The 26,221-nt window shown below is 70.0% G+C and carries 21 protein-coding genes and 1 pseudogene; 17 read left to right on the forward strand and 5 right to left on the reverse strand.

Annotated elements, in window-relative coordinates; genetic code table 11:
- Window positions 1-15 precede the first annotated feature (15 nt).
- Window positions 16-2,367, reverse strand: coding sequence for a telomere-associated protein Tap (gene tap / locus IO29_RS25885; protein ID WP_234307624.1), 2,352 nt, complete (start codon window positions 2,365-2,367; stop codon window positions 16-18).
- Window positions 2,368-2,744: 377 nt separating this feature from the next.
- Here tap and IO29_RS25890 point away from each other — a divergent pair, with 377 nt between their 5' ends.
- The 3 genes from IO29_RS25890 (at window position 2,745) to IO29_RS25900 (ending at window position 4,511) form a co-directional block, all read left to right on the forward strand.
- The gene (locus IO29_RS25890) at window positions 2,745-3,380 is read left to right on the forward strand and encodes a hypothetical protein (protein ID WP_030381885.1); all 636 of its coding nucleotides are present in this window, start codon (window positions 2,745-2,747) and stop codon (window positions 3,378-3,380) included.
- 81 nt (window positions 3,381-3,461) lie between these two features.
- Window positions 3,462-3,851, forward strand: a complete 390-nt coding sequence (locus IO29_RS25895) for a DUF6354 family protein (protein ID WP_030381886.1) — start codon at window positions 3,462-3,464, stop codon at window positions 3,849-3,851.
- Between the two features lie 45 nt (window positions 3,852-3,896).
- A complete protein-coding gene (locus tag IO29_RS25900) occupies window positions 3,897-4,511 on the forward strand; it encodes a hypothetical protein (protein WP_030994047.1) in 615 nt (204 codons plus the stop codon).
- A 353-nt stretch (window positions 4,512-4,864) separates the two neighbouring features.
- On the opposite strand, the gene IO29_RS25905 is transcribed toward IO29_RS25900, so the two are convergent.
- Window positions 4,865-6,184, reverse strand: a complete 1,320-nt coding sequence (locus tag IO29_RS25905; protein WP_030381888.1) for a hypothetical protein — start codon at window positions 6,182-6,184, stop codon at window positions 4,865-4,867.
- On the opposite strand from IO29_RS25905, the gene IO29_RS38650 reads away from it, so the two are divergent.
- Window positions 6,183-6,425, forward strand: coding sequence for a hypothetical protein (locus IO29_RS38650; RefSeq protein WP_033226417.1), 243 nt, complete (start codon window positions 6,183-6,185; stop codon window positions 6,423-6,425). The genes IO29_RS25905 and IO29_RS38650 overlap by 2 nt on opposite strands.
- 81 nt (window positions 6,426-6,506) lie before the next feature.
- Here the strand turns inward: IO29_RS38650 and IO29_RS25910 are convergent, their stop codons facing one another.
- The gene (locus IO29_RS25910; protein WP_030381889.1) at window positions 6,507-7,094 is read right to left on the reverse strand and encodes a hypothetical protein; all 588 of its coding nucleotides are present in this window, start codon (window positions 7,092-7,094) and stop codon (window positions 6,507-6,509) included.
- A gap of 401 nt (window positions 7,095-7,495) precedes the next feature.
- Between IO29_RS25910 and IO29_RS25915 the strand changes: the two genes are divergently transcribed.
- On the forward strand, window positions 7,496-8,083 hold the full coding sequence (locus tag IO29_RS25915) for a hypothetical protein (RefSeq protein WP_078618450.1): 588 nt from the start codon (window positions 7,496-7,498) through the stop codon (window positions 8,081-8,083).
- Window positions 8,084-8,124: 41 nt separating this feature from the next.
- Here the strand turns inward: IO29_RS25915 and IO29_RS25920 are convergent, their stop codons facing one another.
- Window positions 8,125-8,736 (reverse strand): hypothetical protein, encoded by a 612-nt coding sequence (locus tag IO29_RS25920; RefSeq protein WP_030381891.1) that lies wholly within the window; start codon window positions 8,734-8,736, stop codon window positions 8,125-8,127.
- A gap of 358 nt (window positions 8,737-9,094) precedes the next feature.
- On the opposite strand from IO29_RS25920, the gene IO29_RS35720 reads away from it, so the two are divergent.
- From IO29_RS35720 to IO29_RS35730, 11 genes are all read left to right on the forward strand, one after another.
- Window positions 9,095-9,592 carry a hypothetical protein gene (locus IO29_RS35720; RefSeq protein WP_051707897.1) on the forward strand — a complete coding sequence of 166 codons (498 nt, stop codon included), beginning with the start codon at window positions 9,095-9,097 and terminating at the stop codon, window positions 9,590-9,592.
- An 86-nt stretch (window positions 9,593-9,678) separates the two neighbouring features.
- Complete coding sequence (locus tag IO29_RS38655; RefSeq protein ID WP_158709371.1) at window positions 9,679-9,831, forward strand: hypothetical protein; 153 nt, start codon at window positions 9,679-9,681, stop codon at window positions 9,829-9,831.
- Between the two features lie 202 nt (window positions 9,832-10,033).
- The gene (locus IO29_RS25930) at window positions 10,034-10,492 is read left to right on the forward strand and encodes a hypothetical protein (RefSeq protein WP_024126829.1); all 459 of its coding nucleotides are present in this window, start codon (window positions 10,034-10,036) and stop codon (window positions 10,490-10,492) included.
- A gap of 81 nt (window positions 10,493-10,573) precedes the next feature.
- On the forward strand, window positions 10,574-11,017 hold the full coding sequence (locus tag IO29_RS39080; protein WP_024126828.1) for a hypothetical protein: 444 nt from the start codon (window positions 10,574-10,576) through the stop codon (window positions 11,015-11,017).
- An 80-nt stretch (window positions 11,018-11,097) separates the two neighbouring features.
- Window positions 11,098-11,637 (forward strand): hypothetical protein, encoded by a 540-nt coding sequence (locus IO29_RS25940; RefSeq protein WP_024126827.1) that lies wholly within the window; start codon window positions 11,098-11,100, stop codon window positions 11,635-11,637.
- A 1,690-nt stretch (window positions 11,638-13,327) separates the two neighbouring features.
- Entirely contained in the window at window positions 13,328-14,173 is an 846-nt protein-coding gene (locus IO29_RS25945) for a ParA family protein (RefSeq protein ID WP_024126826.1), read from the forward strand.
- Window positions 14,174-14,775: 602 nt separating this feature from the next.
- Window positions 14,776-15,219, forward strand: a complete 444-nt coding sequence (locus IO29_RS25950; protein WP_030381893.1) for a hypothetical protein — start codon at window positions 14,776-14,778, stop codon at window positions 15,217-15,219.
- 393 nt (window positions 15,220-15,612) lie between these two features.
- Window positions 15,613-16,068, forward strand: a complete 456-nt coding sequence (locus IO29_RS25955; RefSeq protein ID WP_024126824.1) for a hypothetical protein — start codon at window positions 15,613-15,615, stop codon at window positions 16,066-16,068.
- Between the two features lie 382 nt (window positions 16,069-16,450).
- Window positions 16,451-18,970 carry a hypothetical protein gene (locus IO29_RS25960; protein WP_030381894.1) on the forward strand — a complete coding sequence of 840 codons (2,520 nt, stop codon included), beginning with the start codon at window positions 16,451-16,453 and terminating at the stop codon, window positions 18,968-18,970.
- On the forward strand, window positions 18,967-20,307 hold the full coding sequence (locus tag IO29_RS35725) for a helix-turn-helix domain-containing protein (RefSeq protein WP_051707898.1): 1,341 nt from the start codon (window positions 18,967-18,969) through the stop codon (window positions 20,305-20,307). The genes IO29_RS25960 and IO29_RS35725 overlap by 4 nt, the downstream gene beginning before the upstream one ends.
- A gap of 603 nt (window positions 20,308-20,910) precedes the next feature.
- On the forward strand, window positions 20,911-22,713 hold the full coding sequence (locus IO29_RS35730; RefSeq protein WP_158709372.1) for a hypothetical protein: 1,803 nt from the start codon (window positions 20,911-20,913) through the stop codon (window positions 22,711-22,713).
- Window positions 22,714-22,720: 7 nt separating this feature from the next.
- Here the strand turns inward: IO29_RS35730 and IO29_RS25975 are convergent.
- A pseudogene (locus IO29_RS25975) lies at window positions 22,721-24,111 on the reverse strand (sporulation protein).
- Between the two features lie 320 nt (window positions 24,112-24,431).
- On the opposite strand from IO29_RS25975, the gene IO29_RS25980 reads away from it, so the two are divergent.
- Entirely contained in the window at window positions 24,432-26,198 is a 1,767-nt protein-coding gene (locus tag IO29_RS25980) for an asparagine synthetase B family protein (protein ID WP_030381897.1), read from the forward strand.
- Window positions 26,199-26,221: the final 23 nt, after the last annotated feature.

Below are 26,221 nucleotides of genomic sequence, written 5' to 3' on the forward strand. Positions count from 1 at the left end.
CAGCTTCCTTGGGGTTCAGGCCACGCGGACGAGCGAGTCGTCCTTGATCTCGTTGGCGATGTTCACTCCGTCGGCGAGCAGGTCCAGCGCCCAGTCGATGGTCTGGGAGCCCTGGTGCTTGACGGAGCCGGGGTTGACGCCGAGGCGGAACCCGCCGCGGATCGGCTGGCCGTCGGGGCCGTGGAGGAGGGGCAGCGGCGACAGGCTGTCGGTGGCGTAGACGACGCAGTCGGTGTTGACGGCGAGCGGGTAACGGCCCGCCGTGGTGGCGAGGTTGTGCATCTTGCGGTGCATGTTGGTCCGTGCCTTCGACAGGATCATGGCGCGGATGTCGGGCCGCCACGTGACCCGCTTCAGGGCCGGCCACGGGTCGCCGAAGGCGTGGCCGATGCCCATGTTCGGGCGCTGGCGCAGCTTGCCGATTCCTGACTTGGCGGTGGCCTTGATGGCGTTCGCCAGGGTGACCAGCAGCGGATCGCCGTCCTTGTAGCTGGCCATCGCCGCGAGGAAGGCTTCGTCGTCGAGGTCCTTGGTGACGCCGAGGTCGGCCATCACGGTCAGGTAGGCGTCGCGCAGCGTCTCGTACCAGGGCTGGAGGTAGGGGCTGTGGATCTTACGGACCCAGGCCTCCATCGGGCGGACGTCGGCGCCGAGCTCGACGGCGTAGGCGACGGTGGGGGTGGCGTACCAGCCGGGACCTTCGGGGCGTACGCCGCTGGAGGTGAAGGGGCTGGGCATGCGCGGGTCGGTCTCGACGTGGGACAGGTCCACGTACCAGGAGCCGGGAAGCTCGGGGTCGAAGGCGGGGTTGCGGGGGTAGTGGATGGCCGGGCCGGTGCCGACGTGGAGGCGTCGGCACGCCGCCAGGAACGCCACCTGCACGTCCAGCGCGACGACGTGGGTGCAGGCCCGCTCGACGTCGGTGATCAGGTCGGCGGGGCGGACCCAGATGCACGCCTCCTCGTCGAGGGCCTCGCTGGCGGGCCGGGAGCCTTCCTCCGGGTAGTCGGCGGCGACGACGGGGTGCTCGTCGGGGGCCTCGCACGGGGCGGGGTCGACGACGGTGTGAAGGGTGTGGGGCACCTTCACCGAGACGTACTTGTTCTCCTTCTCGCTCCACTCGGCCTTGGTGGGCGGGCGCAGCGAGGTCATGAGTTCCTCGCCGGTGACGGCGACGGTGCCGCGGGGGGTGATGACCAGGCGGGCGTAGGTGCCGAGCATCCGGGCGAGGTCGCCCGCAGGCAGGTCGCCGGCCTGCCCCCAGACGCGGTTTTCCAGGGCACCCCAGGGCGTGAGGAAGAGCTGAACGCAGTGGCGCTTGCCGTCGACGCGCTTGAAGATCCTCGGCCAGGGCCCGAACCCGGACTTGGTGAGCTCCCACCCGGCCTTGATGAGGCCCTTGACGGCCTTGTGGTCGGCCGGCAGGCGGAGTTCTTCCTGGTCCGCGAGGTCGGCGGGCAGGCCGAAGTGTGCGACAGCGCCCTCGGTGAGGACGAGGAGCGGGTCCTGGTCGAAGCCGTTGTCGTGGACCTTGGCCGCGCCCAGGCGGATCTTGCGCTTGTCCAGCGCCCACGTGGCCAGGGCCTGGAGGGTCTTGGCCGGGCACGGCACGGTGCGGCCATCGACGAGGTGCGCGGTCAGGGCGCCGTCGGTGACGTCGAGGACGGCCAGCGGCCCGTCGGCGTACTGCGGCGGCACCGGCTTCGCGCCCGGCTTCTTCGCCGTGCGGTTCACACGGCGAGAAGCCGGCGCGGCGCCCGGGCTGCGCGGCGCGGCCGACGGCCGGGCGGAGGGTGCGGCAGCGGCAAGCGCAGTGGCCGAAGCGGCAGCCGGGGCTGCGGAGGCCGGTGTGACCGCCGCCGAGGCCGCATCGGTCTGCGGGACGGAGGCAGGCGCGGACCCGGCGGTGGGCCGGGCGCCGCAGCGGGGCATCCCCATGGCGGCCATGGCCTGGAGGTACACATGGCGGGGCCGGCCACCGACGACACTCGACGTCGGGTGCCCGCAGCGGACGCATAGCCGGGTGACCCCCTCGGGCAGGTCGACCCACGAGCCGGGAGTGTCGAACTCGGGTTCCGCCGTCTCCGTGTGAGCCGGGCTGGACTCGGTGTTCTGCCAGTCGAGTTCGGGCGGGTCCTCGATGTCGAAGTCGAGCTCGAGAGGGGCCTCCTCCGCAGCGACCGCAACGGGCACCGGTTCGGGTTCGGGGGTGGCGGAGCTGCCCTCCGCATCAGCGCGAGACAGTTCGGCTGCGAAGTAGGCGAGAATCCTGGCGTAGCGCTGCCCTTTCTCGCCGCGCGGCGTGCGAGGAGGATCCGATTCCCAGGTCCACACGGTCTCGCGGCGCACGCCGGCGGCTTGGCCCATCTGCGTCACGGTCCAGCCGAACGCTTCGCGAAGCGTGGCACGCTCCGCCGGATCCGGCAGTTGTGGCACCGGGCCGTCGAACCGGATTCGCTCGAGCACCGCTGCCACAGGGTCGCTGCCCCCCATCTCCACCTCCACCCTCAAAGTCCAAAATCTAACGCGAATCTAACGCACTCGGTGCGACGGTGCAAGCGTCGTGTTTACGTTTCAGTGTGTACTGTACTTGTTGTGCAATCTAGTTTCAATATGTAGTGTGATGGCTGGTTGGCCAGGCGGTCGGCACGGCCGCGTTCGCGGTGTCCCCCGTACGAGTCAGCCCCCTTGCCCCGTCGGCAGCTCGCCCCCATCCGACAAGACAGCTGAGGAGTACGACAGCCATGCCCTTCCAGTCCCCCGAGCCGGGAGAGCCCGCCGCGCCGGGATCGCGGATCGTCGTAGAGGCCGGCGACATCCTGATGCGCCGCAGTCTCACCGACCACGCCCCCGCCGCCCAGGTGCACGTGATCGACGCCGCCAAGGCTCTGGAGGACTTCCGCCTCGGCCACGGCACTGCGCGGCTGGATCGTGCTGAGGTCCTCCTCGGCCTGGCGATCGCGACGTTCCAGGCGCGCACCGGCGAGCACGACGAGGCCGCCTGGCAGGCCGCCGCGGTCTACATGGTGGAGTTGTGGGCGACGCGATACAGCGCGGCCCGCCCGACCGCGTTCGACCCGGCCCCGCCCCCGCCGTCCCGGTTCACTCCGGCGCATCCGCTGCGGCTGGAGACGGTCAGCCGCGAGGCCCACGACCATATCCTCGGCGCCGGCCGGTCCCTTGAGCGCAAGACGCGCGGTGTGGACCTGATGGACGTCGTCCGCGCACAGCACGGCATCCACGAAGCCGCCCGGCTGCTCCATGACCAGCTCGACGGGCTGTCCATGCCGCTGTGGGTGCTCATCGCCCGGTTCTGCGCCGAGGTCCAGGCGGAGAACCTCCGCATCCTCAAGGCTCCCGCCCCCGGGACCACGGCCTGACGCGCCCCCTCATACGCTCGTCGCCGGGCGCGCCAGTCGCCTGGCACCAACCCAACCCTTCGTCCCCGTTCAGGAGTTCCCGTGAGCACCAGCCCCTCCCCCGTCCCTTCCACCGTCGGCCGGGTCCGGGTCGGACAGTTGTGGCAGGACATGGCCCCCGACATGGTCACCCGCGAGCGGATTCTGCGCGTGACCGACGTGAACGAGACGCACGCCGAGTGCGTGGTCGAGCGCGACAAGCAGGGCACGGCAGGCCGTAAGACGCGGCCGATGGCCCTCAAGCGCTTCGCGACGAGCGCGTTCAGGCTGATCGAGGACGTCGTCGACGACGCCGACCAGCCGCTCTACGCCCGCTTCCTGGCGGCGATGACGGCCGTACAGGGAGCCAGCCCCTCGCCCATGGAGTACGCGACCGCGGCACTGCGCGTGCATCACGAGGTCATCGCCGAAGCAGCGAAGCCCCAGGACTGAACCGGGGGTCGCTGTGCGGAATCACTGCTGAAAGGGAGCTGATAGGTGGTGACGATTACCCAGTCCGGGGCCCGGGCCGCCTCCGAAACTCGGCCGGCGGGCGAGGCGTACAGGGCCGGTGACATCGTGCGGGTGGAGGGCCGGGCGGGCGAGTGGGAGCTGATGAAGCCCGGGCCCGGTCCGGGTGTGTGGACCGTGGAGTCCGCGCGGCTCGAGGACCGCGTGAGCGCCCAGGTCGTGGTGAGCGCGCTCCAGCGGTTGGCCGATGCTCCCCGCGTCCGGCGGGGCGACCTGGTGATGCAGCGATACCCAGAGCAGGAGCGTGCCGCAGTGGTCGGTGACGTGGTCCGGCTTGGACGGTGGGTGGCAGTGAAGTCATCCGCTCAGGCCGACGGCAGCATCTGCCGCACGCTGGACTCCGTCGACCGGCTGGAGGTGGTCACCGCGGAGCAGATCGCCGCGGCCGTCCGGCTCGATCTCGCTCACGGAGTACACGTGGGCCGGATCGTGCAGGCGGTCGTGTCCGCGCGCGCCGGTCAGTTCCGCGTGGTGTGCCGCTGCGCGCCGGGTGCCGGCGAGATCTGCCGCGACGGCCGCAAGGTCACCTGGTGCCCCACCCTCGACAGCGCCCGCCAGCTCTGGGACTGGCATGTCTCCTGACCCGCCCCCGCGCCGCGCGGGTGTGGACAGTCGCGGTGGGGCGTGATCTTGTGGCCGACCTGGAACCCGTAAGGCAGCTGGCCCGCGTCCGTTCCGGCCAGAGGTAGCGCGCCGTGGGGGCCAGCCGGTCGCATCCCGGCAGGCCGCCCACGGCCCCTGCTGCCCCGCGAGGGGCCGACGGCTGCGCGACGACACGGGCGTTCGTCTCGATGAGCTCGCGCTGCCCGGGCGCCTGTTCGGTCAGTTCGTCCAGCGTCAGGTCCGATCCCGCCACGACGGGCACTCACCCCTCCGTGCCGGGGCGGACAGGCTCGTACCCCCGCCGCAACGGCGGCTCGGTGGCGGCCGGGTGATCAGATGCGGTGGAGCGGCGCGGAGTGCTGCCAGTGCCAGTTGACCGGGCCCCACTGCTTCTTCAGGGCCGTGCGCTGACGGGCGTACGCCCGCAGTGCCTCCTCGACGGTTGCCGCGAGGTCGGTGAGGTCGTCGGGGGCAGGGACGCGCAGGATCAGGTGCTGCTTGGTGTGGGCCAGCAGCAGGTCGCCGTTGGGGGCACATGATCCGAGGGTGAAGTGGGTCAGCGGCTTGAAGGTCTTGGTGCCGCTGTCCAGCTTGGCGCGGAGCGCTCCTGCCCGGTCCCAGGCGTAGAGGCCGTAGCGGTTCAGGTGGAAGGCGTGGCCCCGGTGCGGGTCGGCCGCGAGGTTGAAGCAGAAGCCGGTGAAGGGCGAATCGCGCCACTCATGCAGGCCGTGGAGCCGTCCGGTCATCTCCCCCTGGTCGTTGACGAGGGCGAAGACGAAGGGCTGGCCGCGGCTGCCACCTCGGAACGTCCTGGCGTAGAAGGGGACGACGAAGAGGTCGTCGGAGAGCGGCACCGGTCGGCCGAGGCGGGACTGCTCCCATTTGGAGAGGCGGTCCTCGGCGGCGACGAGCTCAGTCAGGGCCGGGCGTGGGCGGTTCGCCATCCCTATGGGATCGCCCTTATAGGTGGCGTGCGGGCGCAGGTCGACGGCGCTCTGGTGTGCCGGCTCGGGGTCGAGCGAGGCGAGCGCGCGGATGGCCGGCTTGGACTCGGCGGTCAGAGCTCCCTCGGCGATGCCCACGAGGTTGGTGATGACGCTTCCGAACCTCCAGACCCCGTACTCAGCGAGGGTGCACAGCAGTCGGCCCGAGGGGGTGACGCTGATGGACCCGGCGAAAGGGTCGCCCTCCTGCGGCGTGAAGTCCCGGAAGGGCCGGCCGTCCTTGGAGTCGTAGACGGCCAAAACGCGGCTGAGGTCCGGCGCGACGAGCGTGGTCATGTCTGGCGTCGCGGTGATGGCGAGGACCCCGTCGGGCAGTACGCACAGGCTGATGTCGCCTCCGTCAGCGACGTCCGAGCCCCCCTCGCGCGCGCCGCCAGTACGGAACTGCGCGCTCGCCAGGACCTCGCCCTCAGCGGAGTACCGGGTGATGATCCGGTACCCGAAGTTCGCAACCCGCGGGTCCTGCTCCTCGTCGGCGACGCCGTGGGTGTAACGGCCAACGCCGTAAAGGGCGTACACCTCGCCATTCGCGGCTCCGGCGAGGTCGAAGAGCGTCAGACCCCAGCCCGTTGAGTACAGCGCGGTCAGGTCGAGAGCGTGGTGGTCCACCAGCGGGCTCGGCAGGGCCAGGGGAAGAGTATGGATCATGCCCTTCATCGTGCGTCACGGCACTGACAAGGGCACCCTGGCCGACCTGCCCGTCATCCACCACCACGGCGAGCGTCCGGTACGGCGCCGGGTGGCGGACCTGTCTGGCGCGCATCGAGCGGCAGGCCCGTCCCCGCTGGCACGCGGCGACGCCCGACCGGCTCGATGCGGAGGGCTCCTGACGGCGGCCGCCGCCGTCGAGCGCGGTGGTGCGCGCGGCGGGACCGCGGACCTGCCCTGAAGGGGTCGCTCGGCGAATCGGCCGGCCAGGTTCCGCCGGCGCGCTCGGCCAGTGGTCCCACGCGGTCGACGGGGGGCTCCGTCAGTCGAAGAGGTCCAGGAGATCCGTCCGGGAGCCCGCGTCGCCGGCGGAGCGCGCCCGCATGGGGCGCGGTTGCGGGTAGGTCTCCGTCGCGGCCCGTGCGCGGACGGCGTCGGGCCCGCCGCACGCCTGGACGGCGAAGTCGCCGAAGACCCTGGCGAACGCGGCCGGGTCGCGGAACTCCGCGCCGAACGCCTGGCCGTCCGACAGCGGCACCCACACCGCCCGGACGGCCCGTGGCCATCGGAGCACCGGCTGGTCGTCCGCGGTGGACCGTCCCTCCAGCCACAGCCGCGCCACGTGCAGCAGGTTCACGCTCTCCATCGGCAGCCGCTTGCGCCCCACGCGCAGTTCCACCGGCGTCAGCTTCACGCGCCGGTCCTTGTTCGGGTACCAGGCGACGCCGATCCCGAAGGGCACGTACAGCACGATCCCGATCAGGGGCCATGCCACGGCGTCGCGCCATGACCGGATCAGCCCGCCGTCCAGCAGGTACAGGGGTCCGAAGACCAGGACCCACTTCGCCGTCATCCGCCAGAATCCGCTGCCCTGCCGGTACAGGACCCTTGGCTTCCCCGTGTTCGCCATGCCCGCACGCTATCCGCCGCTCCCGGCGCGCCGGGAGCGGGCCTCGCCCTCGCGGGGTGCCGGCGGCGGCCGGTGGGTTCCGGCGGAAGCGCCTTGGACGGCTCCTCGTACTTGGTCCCGGTGTTCGAGAGCGACGCCTGCGACGGGTGTCGTGGCTCAGGCCGGTCGTGGGCAGCCGGCCGGTTGCCGCTGCGGGCAGCTGAGGGTGGTAGCCGGGTGCTCGTCCGGTGCCAGGCGGGGAATCCCGCCAGGACCGGTTCTCTTGGCCCGTCCTTGCTAGCCACATGGGGTCGCCCGCGTCTCCGGCGGTTGTCCGACACCGGGCGGCCGCCGTGCGGATGGAGCACCCTTTTGGCCGGACGGCCCACCTCGTCCGGGTCGTGGAGGCGAGAATGGCGGCCATGTCACTCTCCCTGGCCCGCTGTGTCGAAGCGGTTGCCCGCCTGCTGGACGGCTGCGGCCCGCTGGAGCCGGTCCGGCTGTGCATGAGCGGCCGGGACGTGCAGGCGGAGGTGTGCGCCAGCGGGCCGGCCGCCTCGGCGAGCATGGCGCGGCTGGCAGCGACGACGGGCAGCGAGGCGGCCGGACAGACCGACGGCTGTGACGACGGTGTGCTCACTGTGGACCTGGGGGAGGAGCTGGTCCTGGTGGCCGCCGTGGACGCACCGGTGCGCGGCGCCGTGCCGGGGGTCCGTTCGACATCGACGTTGGCGGCGGCCGAGCTGCTGCGGACGCTGGCCCCGTGGACCGCCGTACTGGACCAGGACCTGCTGCGCGGGGCCGAGTTGTGGGTGGAGGACGACGGCCGGGACTTCACGGTCCGGCTTCTGGCGACAGCAGCGCGCGGCGACGATCTGGAGAGAGTCGCAGCTGCCGCCGGCGCAGGACTGGAACAGGTCCGGACACGGCGCACGGACAGCGGCCTGGACGGGCACGGGAGCCTCCCCTGCGGCCGGCCCGTTCATCTCGCCGTCGTCTGTCTCTCCTGACCATCGCTGAGACAATCACCGGATCGCTCGCTCCCCGGGCACTAGGCCAGGCCAAGGTGCTCCTGGTGCATCTTCGCGACCCGCACGGCGTCGGAGTGGCTGATGCCTCGGAAGTACTCCTTCTTGACCAGTACGCCGACCTTCAGGATCTCCGTCACGGCGGTCAGATGATCCTTGACCCCTTTCTCCCATGCTTCAGCCGTGATGCACGGACGGGAGATCCACGCCCGGAAGAGGAGCGCCTGAGTGACCTGCGCGTCGCTCTCATGACGTGAGATGCGATCCGAAACCTCGCGGGTGTTGTCGGGCCTGTTCTCCGCCCGCCCGACCTTGATGTAGGACAACTTCTCGACCATGGACCGAAACTCCAGGACGTAGAGCCGGTCACCGACGGCGTCGAGCGGCCCTCCCGCTACTTCCAGGTCCTCCCACGCCGTGTGCCGTACGGCGGCGCAGATCGCCTTGGGTGGCGTACGCCCCGTGTCGAAGTAGTCGAGCAGCCGAACTCTGGCTGCCGGCAGCAGATGCCGGTTCTTGAAGTTCTTGGTCCTTCGCGACTTCGGCAGCGCCTCTCCGTCCCACAGGGGCGCGTCGGTGAGGTGGATGACGTCGTCGCCGAGGTACTGCTCTTCCTGAAAGTCCTCTGCACGCATGCCCCTGATGGTGGCCCAGGAGCGGAGCCGCGATCCCCGGAATGGCTGAGGACGAGCAGACAGCGAGCGCTTCGGTGGCGATGCTCCCGAAGGACCCGCTCGCACGAGGTGGAGGTCGTACGCTCTCGCCGTGACCACCGAGGCCACCCGAAGCTGCGCCGCGAACGGGCCGTCCTGAAGGTCCTGGAGAAGCACGACGGCTTGCCTGCACGGTGCTGGAAGAGGCCACACCACCCCCGAGATGTTGCTTATTCGGGTTTCACTATGTATTGTTGTTGGTGTTGAGGGCACCGTTCCCCTCCACCTCACACCCCCAGGAGCCACACGCCGCTCCTCCATGCCCCTTGCGGAGAACCCCATGTCCGAAGCCGAAGCAGTTCGCTCCGTCATAGCCCGTCTCACCGCCCATGCCGACGAGACCCAGACCCGTCTCACCCACGAACTCTTCCGCCAGGCCGGCTACCTGTGGCGCTGCGGCAATCCGTCCTGCCCCGCCTACAACTACCGAGGGCTGCGCTACTGCGAGGGCTGCGGCTGGGGCAGCAAGGGCAAGCCGGTCGGCGACCTCCACCCGTGCCTGTACACCGAACGCCGGTGGGCCGCGCTGCGCCGCGCCCTCCTCAAGCACTACGCCAACCAGGCCCCGATGCCCGACGCCGTGGTGTTCGAGTACTGGGGCGGGCCCGGCTGGCGTGGCGCCGAAGTGACCGAGATGTATGGCGGCACGACCAGGGAGGTAACCGGCGGATTTGGCGACCGCGACCACTTCACGGACATCGCCGCCGCGCTCGACTCCCTCACCCGCTGGTCGAAGCCCAGCCACGGCGAGCACATCCGCGTCGTCCTGGCCTCCTAGCCCCGCCGCCACGAGAGCGAGCCGCTGCCTGCCCACTCTGCTGTTCGGCCACTGGTCCCAGGACGGCGCCCCCTCAGCATCACCGCATGCCACCCGGTTCAATGGCGACCAGGCCGCCATCGACGCCCTGGTACGGCCCGCATCACCGCGCCGTGCAGCGGGTGTACGAGGAGTACGCCCGCGACTACCGCACCTGGGTCGACGACACCGTCGAGCACTTCGAGCCCGTCACCCACTGATCACCAACACGCGCGTGGCCGGCTACCGGCGTCCCGCGCCGCAAGGCCGGTCCTGTGGATCAAACGACGGGTCTGGCGCAAGGACCCCGCGTACTCACAGCTCGTCGTCGACACGCGTGTGCCCGTCCGCCGGCAGAGCGTCCCCCGGCGGTAACACGCCTTCCGCCCGTTCTTACCCTTCCTCTTCACAGGAGTTCACGTCATGAGCGACCTCCCCAGCCCGGCGCGCGCCACCAGCTCGGTGCTCGCCACCGAATCGATCATCGATTCCCTCCTCGACGCCTTGGACGAGCAGCAGCTCGACGAGCTGGCCAGGCGCATCAGCACCCGCCGCTTCGCACGGGTCGAGGTCCGGCTCCTGGCCGCGCTCCGCGCGGACAGTGCCGTACTGCACCGCGAGGGGCTCACCGACCATTCCGAGCCGGTCACCCACGTCACCTTCAGCACGCACGACAACGACTACGACCCCGTGTGCTGGAGCGTCAACGCTGCCGCCCGGCACAAGTCGGGGGCGAAGACCCCGGTCGACTACGGCGGTACCGACATCGAGCACGCGCTGCGCGACTACTCCAGCTTCACCTGTCCCGTAGCGGGATCGCGGCTGGTGGTGGACCTCAACACCGGCCAGTTCACCGTCCGGGGCGCGTGGGAGCCCGAATGAACCCCGGCCCTGCCAGCGCAGGGCGACGCCACCGACCGCCCCTCCCTTCTCTGCTCCCCCACACCTCCAAGGACTTTCCTGATGAGCGAACGACTCGAATGGGCCCACGCCTCCAGCGGGGCTGAACTGCTGTTTCCCGGCGAGGACATCGATGGCGCAGTGGTGGAGCCCGGCGAGATCGCCGTCGCCGTGTGGACCGGCAGCAACGGCATCGCCCTCCACGGCCCGCGAGAGGCAGTACGCGACCGGCTGCTCCAACTGGCCCTCGCCGTGCACGAGGCGCCCCCGGTCCCCTTCGCCGACGCGTGCATCCCGGAGCGGACTGACCCCCGCCGTTGGCGGCCGGCCCCGCTCCCCCGCCCGCTGGCGCCCAACCCCGCAGGACCGGCCCTGTGTGGAGGCGCCGACCGCCCGGCCGCCGCCGACCCCCGGCTGGCCACCTGCCCCGACTGCATCGAGAGGTGGAACAACGACGCCCCCCTCACTCGGCTCAGCCTGACTCACGCCGTCCCCGCCCCGTCCTGACACCTCCGGCTCCTCCTGCCCCATCCACGCGGCCGGATTCGCCCGATGCGGGTCCGGCTCCGCACCCCTGAGGACCACAGATGACCACCCCTAGCGCCCGCACGGCCGCCGCCGAAGCGCTCCTGGACGCACTCACCTCCGAGGCGTCCCAGTGGGCCAGCGACGACACCGAGGACCAGCAGCTGCTCGACGCAGTCGACGCGGCGGCCCCCGGCGACAAGCTCGCGCTGCTGCAGAACTCCAGCCTCGTCCCCTCCCACCTCTTCTCGGCCGTCGCCGACGCCCTTCTCGCGCTCGACCCCGCCACCTACTCCCCCGACTCCGCTCCAACCACCCAGGGACCCGCCATGCCCGACCCCGAACTCCACCGCGTCCGCGAAGCGTCGATCACCGTGGTCGACGCCTCCCCGAACGACAACACCCCCAGCGACGTCTACGAGATGCAGGTCCACGGCATCAGCGTCCTCATCCGCCGCCGCACCCAGTGGGGCCCCGCCACCAACGTCCCCTACATCCACATCGAGGACCGGAGCGAAGGGCAGGGGCTGCTGCTCGTCGAGGTGAACAACGGCGGCCCGCACGAGCACCCGCGCCCCTCACCCGGCGAATCCGCAGCATGAACGCCGGCTACGCCTAGGCCACTGCCCACCAGCTAAACGACCCCGACTGACGCCGACTATTCAGACCATCACCGGCTGGACACAGCCCACCGACCCCACCCTCCGCAAGGGATAGTTCACGAATTCACACACTTTCACGCACGCACGCACTCACTTCCTCCACCGAGCGCGTTCACCTGCGCGCTCACCTCGCTGCACGTGCCCCCGCGAGCGAAGCCCCAACCGTTACACCGCACTCCTTCCCATCGCCTCTCGCCTCCCACCGGCCGCGAGCACGATGGAATCACTAATTCACACACTTTCAGGCACGCACTCACGCCCGCGACCACACCCGCGCATCTGCAACGCCAACCCGTTTCGCCTGACGCCACACGCCACACCTCTTCCGTTGCACTACACCCCACCTCGCCATTACTCCCCGCCCGGCACGAGCGCACGCGTGCGTTTCACTAATTCACACACTTTCACGCACGCACACTTACGCGCGCTTCCTCGCACGCTCCCTGACTCCTCGTTTGCATCACTCGTGCTGCCTGCACCTCGCTCGCTCTTGCCTTTGTCGTCTATCGCCTACGCATTCTCATTCTTCCTCTCTAACTAATCCGCTTACTACCCTCTAGAATCGCTCTCGTTCCTCTCAACGCCCTTCACCGTCTGCTTGCGCGCACTCCTTCCTTTCCGCCCTCTTACTCACTTATTTACATTCCTCTACTCTTTCTTTCTCCCGGCAGTCCTTACACTTCCACTAGCTTGCGTTATCACTTACCTCTACACTCGCTCGCTCTACTTCTGGCCTTCTCTCCTGTAGAGCTATCTTCTTGCGTGCTGCCGTAGTCACAGCCACTCTTCCTTATCCGCCTACTTACATTGCTTCTCGCGCTGACACCCGCACCCGTATTCACGTACTTCGTTCCACGCGAGCACGCTTGCGCTCTGTCTCCCGCTCTAGCTTTCCTACTTGCTCAAACCATCTGTTGCGTGCGCACATCCGGGCAGGCAGTCTCCTCTGCTTCGTTCATGGCGCACATACTTTCTCGCTTCCTCGCGCGCTCGCCCCCGCTGCTACTTGAGTTCGTACCTCGCTGCCTTGCGCCGTGCTCTCACACGGCAGCGCTTCCGCCTTTGCGCTGGGGCGCAGGCTCGGCCCGACACGATGGCACCTAGCTGCTCATGCGGATCCGCGTCGGAACGGAAAGACGCCTTCTCAGGCGTATCTCCTTGCCACGGCTTCTGCTCACCTACTGGTATCTCGCGGCGCGACCGCACACCCCTCCCGCGCACGCGGCGCCTATCAACGCGCGCTTCCGCTCGCCTATCTCGCTGGGCGGTCCGGCACTCGTCGGCCCTGACTATCAGCCGCCCGCCCTGACCGGCCGGAACCCGTGCGAGCACCTCACAGCACACCAGTACGTTCAGCTGCCGTCCGCTTCGAACTCATGGGACGCACCAAACCGGCCTAAACCGGGGCACTTGCCAGCGCAGGCGAGTCTGACAGGCTCGCCCGATCCCCGATCGCCGATGACCGACACGCTGTAAGTGCCCAGGTTCCACGCAGAGAGCCCCCCTCCTGCTGTTAACCTTCTGGCCGTCAGCATGAATCTGTCAGTCTCAGTCCCCATCGCCGTCGGCAGTGCAACCCGGAAAGCAAAGATCTAGGGCGAGGCACCTGGGGAATGGGAGGAAGGCACCCATGAAGGTCATCGTCCTAGCCAGCCAGAAGGGTGGAGTGGGTAAAACCACGACATCCGCCAACATCGGCTCGAGCCTTGCCAGTGGTGGAGCCCGCGTCGGCATGGTCGACCTCGAGCTCCAGGGCCAGCTCGGAGTGTCCTTGGGTGCGTTCGCGCGCAAGCCCCAGGACATTGGAAGCGCACTGCTCGACTACATCGACGCGGTCGACTCAGACGAGCTTGCAAGCATGACGCCCCTGCGTAGCCGCATGGTTGACAGGACCGTCCTGCTCAAGGACTTCGAGAGGCCCGGCACGCTCAGCGTCATCGGCTCGGTCATGAACGTGACTGATCGCGCTCGCACTGAAATCGCGAAGCGAGGCTGGGAGGCCGTGTCAAGCCTTCGCCATCTCCTGCTCACCTTGCAGGACGACTTCGACTTCATCATCGTCGACACCCCGCCGTCAGCCGACGCCCTGGCCTCCGTAGCCCTCGCCGCCGGCGACTACGTGATCGCCGTCTGCAACCCCCGGCTTGCAACCGCGGACGGCGCTCGCGTCGTTCGGAACAATGTGGCCAAGGTGCCGGAGCGTACGGGAGGCACTTGCCGCCCCGTATTCCTCGGAACCGTGATCAACGAGGCGCAACCACCGTCGAAGCGCACTGAGGAAGCAGACGCCGTTGACGCCTTCCTCAACAAGCACGACCTGGCACCTTTCACGAAGGAGATCAGGACAAGCCCGCAGATCTCCGCGTCGTACGGCATCAGTCGACCCATCGTCATTGACGAGCCAAGCTACGCAGCAAGTGGCTGGTTTGAGGATCTCACCGTGGAGATCATCGACCGGATTCGAGGGCTGTCATGACGCCTTCACCTGAGGAGTCGACGCAGGGAACGCCGAAGTCCCCGCGGAGGAGGGGACGTGGCAAGGCGCGGTCTTTCGACTTCAGCGCGATCGAGCATGTGGGCAACGACGCCACTGAGGGCGGGTTCCTGGGCGATGACTCTGCTGAGTCCGAGCGACGAGGGACATCAACTGCCGTCGCGGTACCGCCCACGCTGACTCTCGACTACGACTCTCCTGGGCCGAAAGAGGGAGAACACACCACCACCGCCCCTCCTGGGTCGGAGACTCGCCCCTCTACCCACGAGGGGGCAGAGTTCTCGCCGGCACCCGTCGCCCCTGAGGCGTCCCCTGTCGTTCCCTCACCGTCCCTGCCTCCTGAGGGCGCAGCCACCCCTGCGGCTCCTGACAAGGCTTCTTCCGACCCCGAAGCGGCAATCCCGAAGGCGTCCCCAGCGGACGAGCCGGCTGAGGAGATCGAGAAGCCTGGCGGTGCGAAGGCTTCGCCTGAACCCCCGGCTACGGGTCGTCGCAGGAACGACGGTCCCGGTTTCACAGCCACCTCTGCTGAGCCGGCTTTGAAGCCGCGCACTCGCAAGAAGGCTGCTGACACGAAGCCGCCCATGCAGGCCGCCGTCCTCGGTTCGTTCATAAAGCACAGGACGGAGCGCAACTGGCCGACTTGGTCCGGCCGCATCGAGGGGGAGACCAAGGCGCGCCTTCTCAAGAAGGCTGATGATGACGCCGAGTCTTCTGGGCGCAATCTCATGCCCGGGCACTACCTCGACGCTGCACTGAGGCTTGTTAAGGACTCGAGCCCCGAGGAGCTCGCGGCCCTTGCCAACGAGTGGCTGATCGACAAGTGGTCTGGCGAGCACCCGCCTGGTGTAAGCATTCAAGCTGGCGTGTCTCCGGAGATGTACCAGTTCCTCAAGGGACTCAAGCGTCATCTACGCGGTCAGCGCGGAGCGGGCAGCGGGGGTCTTATCCTGGACGTGGTCTCAGCATCGGTGGATCGCTTCCTTGATGCCGCCGACGAAGAAGGACCCTTCCCTCCAGCTCGCTGAAGGACACGGAAGAGGGGTGGCCCGACCTACTTGGACGGGCCACCCCTCTTCTGCTTTCACTTATTCACCCACTTCCACGCACGCGTCACGCCAGGCTCCGTCACACGCACCCACGCGCACAATCTGACGATCAGCCTGCCCTCTCTACTGCGCACCGGACGCATCCACAGCATCACCCGCAATGACACTGTCACACTCACCGAACGGCCAACGTGCTTCTGACATGCTCACACCGCCACAGCCGCCAAGTCCCATTTGCGCAGGTCTAGGGCCCTTTCGCGAGTGATCTTGCTGAACCTCTGCTTGAGGATCAGACACACGATGGTTCTGTCATTACCAAGACAGGGCTGATCAGTGAGTAGGATGCTCTTGGAAGAAAGCGAGGACTGATTCATGAGCACGGCGCCCAGCGGTTGGTCACTTCGCGCCCTGGCGCAAGAGGCGCACGTCCTGCCCAAGGTGGCCCGAGATGCCGCCGAGGAAGGAGTGATCGACGCCCAACACACCGTAGAGACGGACATTGTCCTTGTCCGCCTCTACGGGGCCTTGAAGCGCCTCGTCTGGCCCGAAGAGCGCCGGCCAGCGAACAAGGACCAGGGACTGCGCGTCTGGGAAGCCATAACGATCGAGACCGCGCGAGCTGCGCTTCCCGACGAAGTGCACGACGACACGGGCCTCTTCGTTCACCAGACAGGTTGCGAGCTCGTCTCGGGTCCGGGGCCGAAGGCCCTTGCCTTCTTCAAGTTCGCCGAACAGCCCTTCTACTACGCCCCGTTGGGCCGATGGTTCAACGAGCTACCGACACGACGCCGTCTCGCAGAAGAGATGACGGAGAAGGCCAAGGACTGACAGCCCCATCACACGCCGAGTAGGTCGGCCAAGACCCGCCCGACAAGGCGCTACGGAAACTGGCCCGGGACTCCGCAATCCCGGGCCAGTCGCGTCGAGGAGGTGAGCGCCGCTCCACATCCCTAGCTGAATACCCGTCGCGCGTCCGGCCTTCCAACCTCCCCAGGCGGTGCCGGTTGGCGATGAGGGTTTCCCTGTTACTCCTCGACTGGAGCAGATCATAGCTACCCGTACGAGGGTCGGCTCAGTCATGCCTGAAGCAAGCGACAGCCTACCCAAGAAGTCTCATTCTCCAGGTCCGGCGCCCTTGACCACGGGCTTCTCATCAGAGTTGCCGCAGACTCTCGCCCGACCAACTTCAGCCCTACAACTGGGCCGCGGCATGCGGTTCCGGCTGTTGGCAGCTGTCCGCGCCCTGCTGGCAGATGCCCGGCTCGTCGGCCGCAAGGACGTGGTGCGTCTCGGCACCCTCGTGCTGATGGCGAAGGCCGCGCATGGCACCTGCCGCGTCGAGACCACGGCCCGGGAGCTGGGTCGTTGGCTCGGGGTGTCGGAGTCGACGGTAGACCACGAGGTGCTGGGCGTTCTGCGGGAGGTTGATGTCGTCGCTACGCGGGTCCTGCGGGGTGACGACGGCCTGCCGACGGGCGTCGAGTATCGGGTGGAGCCTCTGTGGGAGGCCCGCAACGCCGTCGGCGCGCCCTTGGCGTTGTCGAAGGCCGAGTTGGCGACGCTTCTTCGGTTCGTGGAAGCGCTGTTCGCTCCGGGGTGGGGGGAGCGGTGCGCCACGCCTCCGGGTCTGCTGGTGGGGCGGCGGGGGAGGGGCGCGGCGTCGGATCGCCTGGCTCTGCTTCTGCTGGCTTTGCATGCGCGGCCGGACGGGCGGGTGCCTCTGATCGGCGGTCCGTTGGCGAAGACAGTGGCTCGTCATGGGCGGGCGGCGGTGACGCTGGCGCGGTTGCTGGGGTGCCGGGTGCCCGTCGCCGCGACGGTGCTGGGCCGCCTTGTGGCCGCGGGGGTGGTGTCAGGCGGTCCGGGTCGGCTCGTGGTGCCGGCGGTGGCGGCCGCTCACGGGTCCGAGGCCCGGGTCCAGGACGCTGCTGTGCTCACGGGTTCGGCATCACCGGATCCGGTGCCTGCCGGTGATGCGGCGGGTTGTGCGCGGTGTGCCTGCCGCGACGATGCCGGTGACGAGCTTGTGCTGGAGGGAGATGGCTGGCGGCAGCTGTCCTGGGATGATCTGGGGGGGGCCGAGGAGGCTTCCGGAACTGCACCCAGAGGTCTCGACGACGCTGAGAGCGATCTTTTCGCAGGTCAGACCGGCTTTGAGTCGTTCGAGGCGAGTTGTGTTGCTGCAGACCCTCACGCCGACCACGCTGTTGTGGCTGATGTACGTGGTGAGGGTGCTGGAGGTCTTGGGTTTTCCGGCGAAGCCGCGTCGGGGTACTGCCGTCAGCCGGTACGTGCGCGCGAGGGCGGGAACTCCGGGGCATCGGATGGTGGTCTCCAGGGTGACGTGCCGGTCGTCGACGGCGGGGGCGGCCCGCTTCGCGGGGAGAAACCCGATCTGCTGCTTGCGGAGAGGGAGTCGGAGGCGTCGGCCGCGGCGTCGACTCTCCAGGCGTGGCGGGCTGCGTCGGGTGGGCCGCCGCCGGTGTGGGCTCAGGTGCCTAAGGGGCTGGAGCGCGTGCTGGAGCCGGTGGCCATGGTGTGGGGCCGGCTGGACCGGCTGACGACGCGCCGGTTCGTCACGAAGGTGGCGCGGGCCCAGCTCGGCGAGATCTCGGGAGCGTGCGGCCCGGAGGTGGATGCCGAGCGGATCCTGCGGGAGCGGCTCAAGCGCCGGTTGGCGGAACAGGGCGCGGTGCCCATCACCGACCCGGTGGGCTGGCTGGTCGGCCGTGCTCTGCCACGCCGGGCGGTGTGCCCGGATCTCCGGTGCGACGACGGACGGCGGATGGACACCCGGGCCGACTGCACCGCCTGCCAGATGCTGATCCTGGACGGACGAGCGCTGCGGGCCCGCGCCTTCACCAAGGCGACCACGGCCTTGGTCGGCGGCCGGGTCGACCGTTTTGCGTTCGAGGCGGAGCTGAACGCGTGCTGGCAGCAGGAGGCCGCCTTCGCGGCAGTCCGCCGCGAGCAGGCCGCTCGAGAGCGGCACGCCCGTGAGCGGGTGTGGGCCAAACAGCGGGCCCGGTCCGCGGCCCAGGAGGCCGCACGGCAGGCGCTTGCGTGTGAGGCGTGCGGGAAGCCCAACACGGCCGGGATGTGCGGGCAGTGCCGCGATGAGCGCCGTGTCGAGGAGCTGGTGGCCGAGGCCGTCGACGTGGCGGTGGCCACCTGGGGCCTGGGCAGTGAGCTCGATCGGCTGGACGTCGTTCGCAGGACCGAGCGGGACATGCGCGGAGCGGTCGACCAGGCGGTGGCGGAGCTGCTCGCCGCGGGCGGAGGCGCCCTTCCCGAGTCGGTGGCACTCGCGGCGCGGCTGGCCGCGGAACTCCAGCTGGGTGCCCTGCGGCGGCGGGCGGTGAGCCTGTTCGCCAGCCAGCCCTCGGCCCTGGCCGAGTACAAGAAGGTCCGCCGCATCGAGTTGCACCGCCTGCGGCGCAACTTCGACGCCAGCGATGACGAGATTCGTGAGGCTGCGGAAGAGGCTGCGCACGCGGCCCGGTTGAACACGGCGCATGCGCTCCTGGAGGACCGGCTGCGTACGCTGCGGTCCGCCCGGTCGGCCGCGGAGGTGGACGCCGAACCGGACTGGTACGCGCAGGCGGCCGCTCAGGTCCGTGCTCTGATCCGCCCGGCGCCACCGGAGCATGCCGTGTCCGTACGGCGGCCCACGACATCCGCGGCCGCGCCGACGGTCGGCAGCGGGGAGCCGGCGGGGGTGGGGGCATGAATCGTCCCGTACGCGTCCTCGCGCAGCGGCCCGCTCGGCGGCCGTCGTTGACCGAGTGGGTGGAAGGGCTGCCGGGCCTTTCGGGGCGGGCGCGCCGGCTGCTGCTGGAAGGCGACACCGAACGCCGGTACGCGGGCAGGACGTCAGCCGATTCCGGGTACCGGCTGACGATGGCCTTGGCGGTCGCGGTCTCCCAGCCCGGCCGGGAGTGGACCTTCGCGCAGTGGTGGGAGGCCCTGGTGCTGCGCCCAACCGCGGGCGGCGCCTGGGTGAGGTCGCTGCGTTCACGCAAGGGCGAGCGGTACGCCGAGGGCAAGCTCGCTGGGATGCTCGACAAGGCGCGCGCGTTCGTGGGCACATCGGGGGCGATCGTGTGCCGGGCCGATGCCATGGTGGCAATCGCCCGCGTGCGGGCCGCCGTGGAAGCTGTCGTGTGGCCGGGGCCCGGCGGGGGCACGGACCTCAAGAACCTCACCGCGCGGCTGCAGCTGGCCGAACAGGCCGGCGGTCTCGAGCACGAGGTGTCGGTACGGCAGCTGGCCGAGCTGATGGGCTGCGCCCGCTCGACCGTGGAAGCGAGCAACACCCGCCTTCGCGCCGCCGGGTGGCTGTCCCTGGTCACGGCCGGCACCGGTGAGCGCAGCTCGACGTGGTCCCTGCGGATCCCACAAGAGGCCGAGGCATCCTGTGCGCGCCCGGGACACCGTCCAGCTCCGGGGGAGAAGGGGGCAGAGGGTGTCCCGGACGTGCACACGGGCCGGGAGGTGAGCACCCGCGCCCTGGGCACCGTGATGGGTACGGACGCCTGCCACCACTACGCCCACGGCACGTCCGGCGCTCGGATCCTCGCCGCCCTCCACCCGCTCGACGGCCTCGACATCGCACACCTGGCCGCGGTAACCGGCCTGCACCGCACCACGGTCCGCCGCCGCGTGGACAAGCTCGTCGAAGACGGCCTGGCCGAGGAAGCCGACGGCCTGGTCTACCTGCCCCGCCACCTGGCCGGCGACGAAGGCCTTCGCCCCGACCCCGACCAGCTTCGGCAAGTCGCTCTCGACCGCGGCACCGCGGGCCTGGGGGAGCGGCGCCGGAAACGGCACAGCGACCAGCGGCGCTACTACCGGGAATGGCTCACCGCACGCGCACAGCGCGCCGCCAAGCGTCGCCAGCCCGGCCGGGCGCGGCTGCGGCTGGTGCCCGAGGGCGTGGTCGACCAGAACACGGGAGAGCTCCGCGACCCGGCGTGGCAGGGGTGGATCGTCGACGATCCGTACCGGCCGACCTGGCCCACGCCACCCTGGCCCGGTGACGCATCGCCCGAGGCGGGGTGCGGATGACTCCGCCTCCACGACTCCGCACATGGTCCAGCGCCGGCCGCTCGCGGGCGGGAGCAGGCTCTTCCCTCTGGGCGATCATCCGGCCCCTGCACGAACTCGGACATCGGCGCCCGACAGACGCCCAGGGAGATCAAGATGCCAGGTCAGCCGCTCAGGCCCCAGTCGCGGACGGCTCGGAATGCGGTGACGGGCGCGAGGCCGGCGAGCGGCCACCTTCTCGGGCGACCCCATCGACGCCACGGGCCTGAAGAACACCATCCGGCCCGAGCGCGGAGGATCAGCGGGTTCGAACACCGCCGCGTAATCGATCAGGCGGTAGCGACCCACAACAGGTGAACTCCCCTCAACCACAACACCCTTGCACGCAAGGGCATGCGACAGATCAGAGTTTGCCGTGCCGTCCGACCTCACGGCATGAAACGCCAGGAAGTGGACCCGATCGAGTGACAAGGACATCTTGTCGCCCCGCTCCGATCTGGGAGGCCAGGAGCGGACGTCCGCTCGGTCCTTCCGGCCCGCCGACTGGCCCCCCATAGGCGTCCCGGCCCACTGGCGGGTCCGCCGTGGGCGGAACGCCCGCGCGTACGGAGCCCGCGATCTATCGTGTATTACAGAGAGTTCAGTGGGGGCGACGTGGTGCGGGACACGAGGCTGGTGCAGACCGCGGTCATCGGTGATGAACACTCCGATGTCCCGATCATCCTGCCGACCGAAGCGATCGAACTCGACGTCTTCCGCCGCGCCCATCAGCAGGACACCTTCTGGTGCGGGCTGCTCCTGGGCGGCTGCGGGGGCCAGCTCGCCACCAAGCTCTACGTGGATCGCCAGTGTCACTTCCAGCACAATCCACTGCCGAACGGCGCCCCCAACACCTGCCGTCGGCCGTCCGTCGGCGAGTCCAGCGCGGACCACCTGTACGTGAAGTCGGCGATGTCGCGCTCGCTGCTCGAGTACGGCCGGGCCGCCCGGTTCGCGTTTCCGCCGCCGATCGGCTCCCTCGTCGACGTCGATCTGGAGGACGGCCTGTCCCTGCGCATCCACATGGATGCCGCCGTGCGGCCGGACTGGGAGCGTCAGGGCGCGGTGATCCTCGGCCCCGGGGTGGTGCCGGATCCGGACGTGCTCACGGGCTGCCCGTACGTCTACCGCGTCAGGTGCGACAGCGACGGGGCGAATCGCCGCGTGTGGATCGGAACCCAGAGCCTGGCCCGGCCCACCGAGTGGGTCCCGTTCAGCGAGTGCACGTGGACAGACGAGGGGCTGCTCACCCCTGCCGCCTCACGCATCATGCGGGACCGTTCCGCGGCCGGGAGCCGGCCCGCCGCACCGGGGCCGTCTGCCGGCCGGGGCGCTCTGCCGGAGAGTGTGGTCACGTTCGTCCGCGGCCTGGAGGCGGCGCAGCGGACGGGGACGGTGGACCACGTGCGCAGGCTCTGCAACGGCAGCAGTTCCTTCCTCGACGGCCTGTCCTCCTCGGCTCGCGCCGAAGCCGAGCGTGCCTTGACGGAGGCGAAGGCGTGGCTGGCCACCCACGAGGAGTACCAGCGTCGCATCTTCAAGGACCTGGAGGCCGCGGTCCGTGAACGGCGGGCGTGGGATGTCCGTTCGGGCATTCAGCAGGCCGCGTCCCTGACCCGGCGGGGTGCCAGCGCCGAGGAGCACCGCATCCTGGCTGCGGCCCGCGCCTATCTGCGCGAGCACGACTACGCCGATCAGTCCCCGGCCCAGGCGGCCGTGCGCAGGCAGTTGCACTACAAGCCGGCGCCGGCCGCGAAGAGGTCCAAGAGCAAGAAGCCGAACCGGGCGAAGGAGTCGGCAGCAAGAGCCCGTGTTCTGCTGGAGCGGCTCGACCGCGAGAGCGACCTCCTGGCCGACGATGAGCTGGCGCAACTGGTGGAGGAGCTGACGCGAGCGGCGAACATCGCAGGCCCCAACCTCAGGGGTCCCGAGCGCAAGCGGGTCGCCAGCTGGGGGCGCAAGGTGCGACAGCGACGCCCGGCGCGCACCGCGGCCACACAGCCCCGTGCCCGCACGAAGCCCCCGGCGGCCGGGAAGCCGGAGAGCCCCGCGCGGGTGAAGCTCGACCCGCTGGCCGCCGCGGTCAAGACCATCCTGCAGAAGGCGGCAGCGACCGGCACGACGCTCACCTGGGCGCAGATTCGCGCCCAGCTCCCGCCGGGTCTGCCCGCCCTCGAGCGGAGCCAGCAAACCATTGTGCTCATCCAGGTGGACCGGAGCCGCGCGGGGACCGCGCCGTTGCTGTCCGCGCTGGTCACCGGGGCCGATCACGACATGCATCCGGCCTACCCCCGGATAGCGGCCGCAGCCGGCCGGCCGCAGCCGCGGGGAAACCTTGAAGCGGTGGCGCAGTGGGCCGTGGAGGTCTCCCGGTTCCAACGGGCGTAGTAGCAGTTCAGGCCGCGATGCTCAGTTCGGTGCGGGCGCGGTGAGGGAAGTCGCGGACGGCCGGCTCCCGGCGCCACGGGGCGAGGGCGTCGGTGAACTCGCGGACGTAGTCCTTGGCGCGGCTGGACTGGACACGGGCGAGGATGTCGACGGACCGGTTGCCGAGATCGAGTCCTTGGTCGAGGTCACGGGCCTGGAGGTGGGCGGTGCCGACGATGGCGAGTCGCATGCCGACGGAGCGGGTGAACACCCCGGACGGCATGGCGGCGGCCTGCTGGTTCCAGGCCAGGCGGCCTTGGGGTTCTTCAGGTCCCGGAAGACCTCGGCGGCGTCCGCCGACAGCCGGGCGTGGTGATAGAAGTCGATCCACCCGGGCTCATCCCCCGGCCGGGCGTCGGCCAGGCCGAGGAGGGTCTCGGATGCGGCCAGCGCGCGGGATGCCGCCTTGGGGTCGTTGTCGCGGGCGTGGGCGCGGGCTTCGATGAGCTTGGTGAACGCCAGCACTCGCGGCGCCGCGTGTCCCTTGGCCCGCTCGAAGGCGCCCTGGGCCATGTCCACGGCCTCGGAGGCGAAGCCGCGCAGCAGTGATTGCATGGCCATGGTGGTCAGGACGTAGCAGCCGAGCTGGACGTCACGGCCGGCCCGGGCTAGGCGCAGGGCCTGGATGAAGTGGCGCTGGGCGGCGTCGTGCTGGCCGACGTCGAACGCGGTCCAGCCGGCCAGCCGGGAGAGCTCCGCGGTGACGGAGAACAGCTCGCGTCCGACGGCGTCGGAGAACGAGCCGCGCAGGAGCGGGGCCGCGCGTTCGGTCAGGCAGGCGGTGACGGAGTTGGCCTTCCAGTTCCCGCCGCCGTACTTGGAGTCCCAGCGGCGGGCCTCGTCGGCGGCGTCCCGCAGCTCGTCAAGGTCGGCGCGGCCGACCTGCTGGCCGCCGGTGTGGTCGGCGGACCCGTCGGCGGGCGTGACCAGCCAGCGGGTGACCGGTGTGGTGAAGGCGGACACGGCGAAGCCGGATCCGGTGAGGAAGTCGCGGCGGTTCACGCTGCTCCAGAACGAGGTGGCTACCCGGACCGCATCCGCGCGGTCCCGGGGGAAATCCAACCCCACATCAGCATCCGGTGTCTCGGCCTCGCCCATACCGATCTCCCTGAGATCCACGGGCCGGCCGAGCCGTTCGCCGATCGCCTGCGCGAGGAGGGTGGGCACGGGCCACTTCGGGATCATGCCGCGCTGGCACCAGTTCGCGATGGAGGTGTGCGAGTAGTCGGTCTCCATCCCGGCCTGGTGGGCGAGCTGGTTGACCCGCAAGGCCAGGGACTTCTTGCTCGCGCCGCAGGCTTCGATGAGCCGGGCCAGGTCCGCGTTGGGCGGACGGGTCCGGCGGGCGGTCGAGGCCACCATGTCCCCCTTCTTGACCAGGTGCTGAAGGTGCCCGCACACGAGAAACGGCGTAGCCGGCTTGCTTGCGCAGCCGGGCAGGTCAGTTCCCGGCGAGCACCAGGCCCGTACGCCTCGCGCACGCCTGGCAACCGAGGGTATTGCCTCCCGGGGTCGCATCGAACCGCTTCTGCGAGTTGTGAGCCCCCCTGTGAGCCCTCCCCGGTGCGGCGCCCGGACGGTGAGATGAGGGCACGGCCGCCGCCGGGCCGGGGAGGAAGCCCTCCGGCGGCGGTCGTCACCAGGCACCACGACGACTTCACGCTCGGGGGTGAACCAGGATGTGCGGAATCGCAGGACTGGCCGGAGGGGACGCCGTCCGGCACGAGAGCACCATCGCCGCCATGGGCGACGCGCAGCGCTACCGCGGCCCCGACGGCACGATGCACGCCGCCACGAGGGATGGCCGGGCGGTGCTGGCCATGAACACGCTCCTGATCGTCGACCCGCACGCCGACCCCGGTCCGTACACCGACCCCGGCACCGGGCTTGTGCTGGCCTTCAACGGCGAGATCTACAACTGGCGCCGGCAGGCCGCCGCATGGGGCATCGAGATCCGCGAGCGCGAGTCGGACGCCCACTTCCTGCTGCGCGCCTGGGCCAGGATCGGCCCCTCGTGCCTGGACGGGCTCGACGGCATGTTCGCCCTGGCCGTCTACGACCCGCGCACCGCGAAGCTGTTCCTGGCGCGCGACCGGCTGGGGGAGAAGCCGCTGTACTGGCGGCTGGACGGCGGCCGCCTCGCGTTCGCCTCCGAGGTCACCACCCTGTCCGGGTACGGCCCGGCGCCGCTGGTCTTACGGCCCGAGGTCACCGCGATCGAGACGCCGATCGGCGTCGACACCCCCTTCCAGGGCATCCAGCTGCTCGCCCCGGCCACGCTGCTGACCTTCGACGTCCCCACCGGCAGCGTGGATCAGATGACGTGGTGGCACCTGGAGGACCGCGCCCCGTACACTGGTACCTACCGCGAGGCCCTGGCGAAGTTCTCGACCGTCCTGGCCGAGCAGATCCCGCTGCGCGTTCCGGCCTGCGACTTCGCGCTGCTGCTGTCGGGCGGCCTGGACTCCGCCGTCCTCGCCTACCTGATGCGGCCGCCGGTGTGCGTCACCGTGCGCTACCCGGGCCAGGACCGCCTGGACGAGTCGGACACCGCCGCGGTCATCGCCCGGGACATCGGCGCCGAGCTGGTGGTGGTCGAACCGGACCCGGCCGACTTCACCCGGGCCCTGCCGCACATGGTGCGGGCCCTGGACTACCCGATGGGTAACGCCTCCACCTTCTCGGAGCACATGGCCTACCGGAAGATCGCCGACCTCGGTCTGCGCGTGGTGGTCGGCGGGCTCGGGCCCGACGAGTTCCTCATGGGCTACGTCCGCCAAGCCCTCGTCCTCTTCGGCCCCGAGAAGGTGCTCGCCGCCGGCCTTCAGGCGTACCGGCCGCTGGCCGGCAAGCTCCTGCACCCGGCCGGTGAGCCGCTCGCCCCGGCGGAGGCGGTGACACGCCTGGTGCTGCGCGGGCCCGACCCCCAGGGCCGGATCCGCGACCTGGTCGCCGACGCGTTCGCCCGGGCCGGAGGCGACCTCGTCCGCGGGCTGACGCTCGCCGACCTGGCCACGGCCTGGCGGCCGCTGGTGATGACCAGCGACAAGCTCGCCTCCGCCTACGCCCTCGAACGCCGCTCCCCGTACCTGGCCCGCGACCTGGTTGAGCTGTCCTACCGGCTCCCCGCCTCCTACAAGATCACCGACCCGGCGCAGGGCAAGCGGATCCTACGCGACGCCGCCAAGGCACTCGGCTTGCCCCGCGAGGTGTGGGCGAGCCGGGACAAGCTCGGCTTCGCCAGCCCCGTCCCGGCCTGGCTCAACGGCCAGCTCGCGGCCTGGGCCGACGCGGCGATCAAGACCGCGCTCGCCGACGCCCCGCCCGCCTGGCGGCCGCTGCTGGAGACCGGGCTCGCGCCCGGCGGCCGGTTCGACCGCAGCCGCATGCAGGCCCTGATGGCCGCCGCCTGGTTCTCCGACCAGATGGTCAGGGCGGCCGCATGATGACCCCGCTCGTCACTACCGTG

This window comes from Streptomyces sp. NRRL F-6676 (assembly GCF_000725625.1).
In the GTDB taxonomy this organism is placed as follows: Bacteria; Actinomycetota; Actinomycetes; order Streptomycetales; family Streptomycetaceae; genus Streptomyces.

Coding starts and splice junctions, on each gene's coding strand:
- tap (WP_234307624.1), bottom strand. CDS start 2,367: ATGGGCCAAGCCGCCGGCGTGCGCCGCGAGACCGTGTGGACCTGGGAA.
- IO29_RS25890 (WP_030381885.1), top strand. CDS start 2,745: ATGCCCTTCCAGTCCCCCGAGCCGGGAGAGCCCGCCGCGCCGGGATCG.
- IO29_RS38650 (WP_033226417.1), top strand. CDS start 6,183: ATGCCCTTCATCGTGCGTCACGGCACTGACAAGGGCACCCTGGCCGAC.
- IO29_RS25905 (WP_030381888.1), bottom strand. CDS start 6,184: ATGATCCATACTCTTCCCCTGGCCCTGCCGAGCCCGCTGGTGGACCAC.
- IO29_RS25910 (WP_030381889.1), bottom strand. CDS start 7,094: ATGGCGAACACGGGGAAGCCAAGGGTCCTGTACCGGCAGGGCAGCGGA.
- IO29_RS25915 (WP_078618450.1), top strand. CDS start 7,496: ATGTCACTCTCCCTGGCCCGCTGTGTCGAAGCGGTTGCCCGCCTGCTG.
- IO29_RS25920 (WP_030381891.1), bottom strand. CDS start 8,736: ATGCGTGCAGAGGACTTTCAGGAAGAGCAGTACCTCGGCGACGACGTC.
- IO29_RS35720 (WP_051707897.1), top strand. CDS start 9,095: ATGTCCGAAGCCGAAGCAGTTCGCTCCGTCATAGCCCGTCTCACCGCC.
- IO29_RS38655 (WP_158709371.1), top strand. CDS start 9,679: ATGCCACCCGGTTCAATGGCGACCAGGCCGCCATCGACGCCCTGGTAC.
- IO29_RS25930 (WP_024126829.1), top strand. CDS start 10,034: ATGAGCGACCTCCCCAGCCCGGCGCGCGCCACCAGCTCGGTGCTCGCC.
- IO29_RS39080 (WP_024126828.1), top strand. CDS start 10,574: ATGAGCGAACGACTCGAATGGGCCCACGCCTCCAGCGGGGCTGAACTG.
- IO29_RS25940 (WP_024126827.1), top strand. CDS start 11,098: ATGACCACCCCTAGCGCCCGCACGGCCGCCGCCGAAGCGCTCCTGGAC.
- IO29_RS25945 (WP_024126826.1), top strand. CDS start 13,328: ATGAAGGTCATCGTCCTAGCCAGCCAGAAGGGTGGAGTGGGTAAAACC.
- IO29_RS25950 (WP_030381893.1), top strand. CDS start 14,776: ATGCAGGCCGCCGTCCTCGGTTCGTTCATAAAGCACAGGACGGAGCGC.
- IO29_RS25955 (WP_024126824.1), top strand. CDS start 15,613: ATGAGCACGGCGCCCAGCGGTTGGTCACTTCGCGCCCTGGCGCAAGAG.
- IO29_RS25960 (WP_030381894.1), top strand. CDS start 16,451: ATGCGGTTCCGGCTGTTGGCAGCTGTCCGCGCCCTGCTGGCAGATGCC.
- IO29_RS35725 (WP_051707898.1), top strand. CDS start 18,967: ATGAATCGTCCCGTACGCGTCCTCGCGCAGCGGCCCGCTCGGCGGCCG.
- IO29_RS25980 (WP_030381897.1), top strand. CDS start 24,432: ATGTGCGGAATCGCAGGACTGGCCGGAGGGGACGCCGTCCGGCACGAG.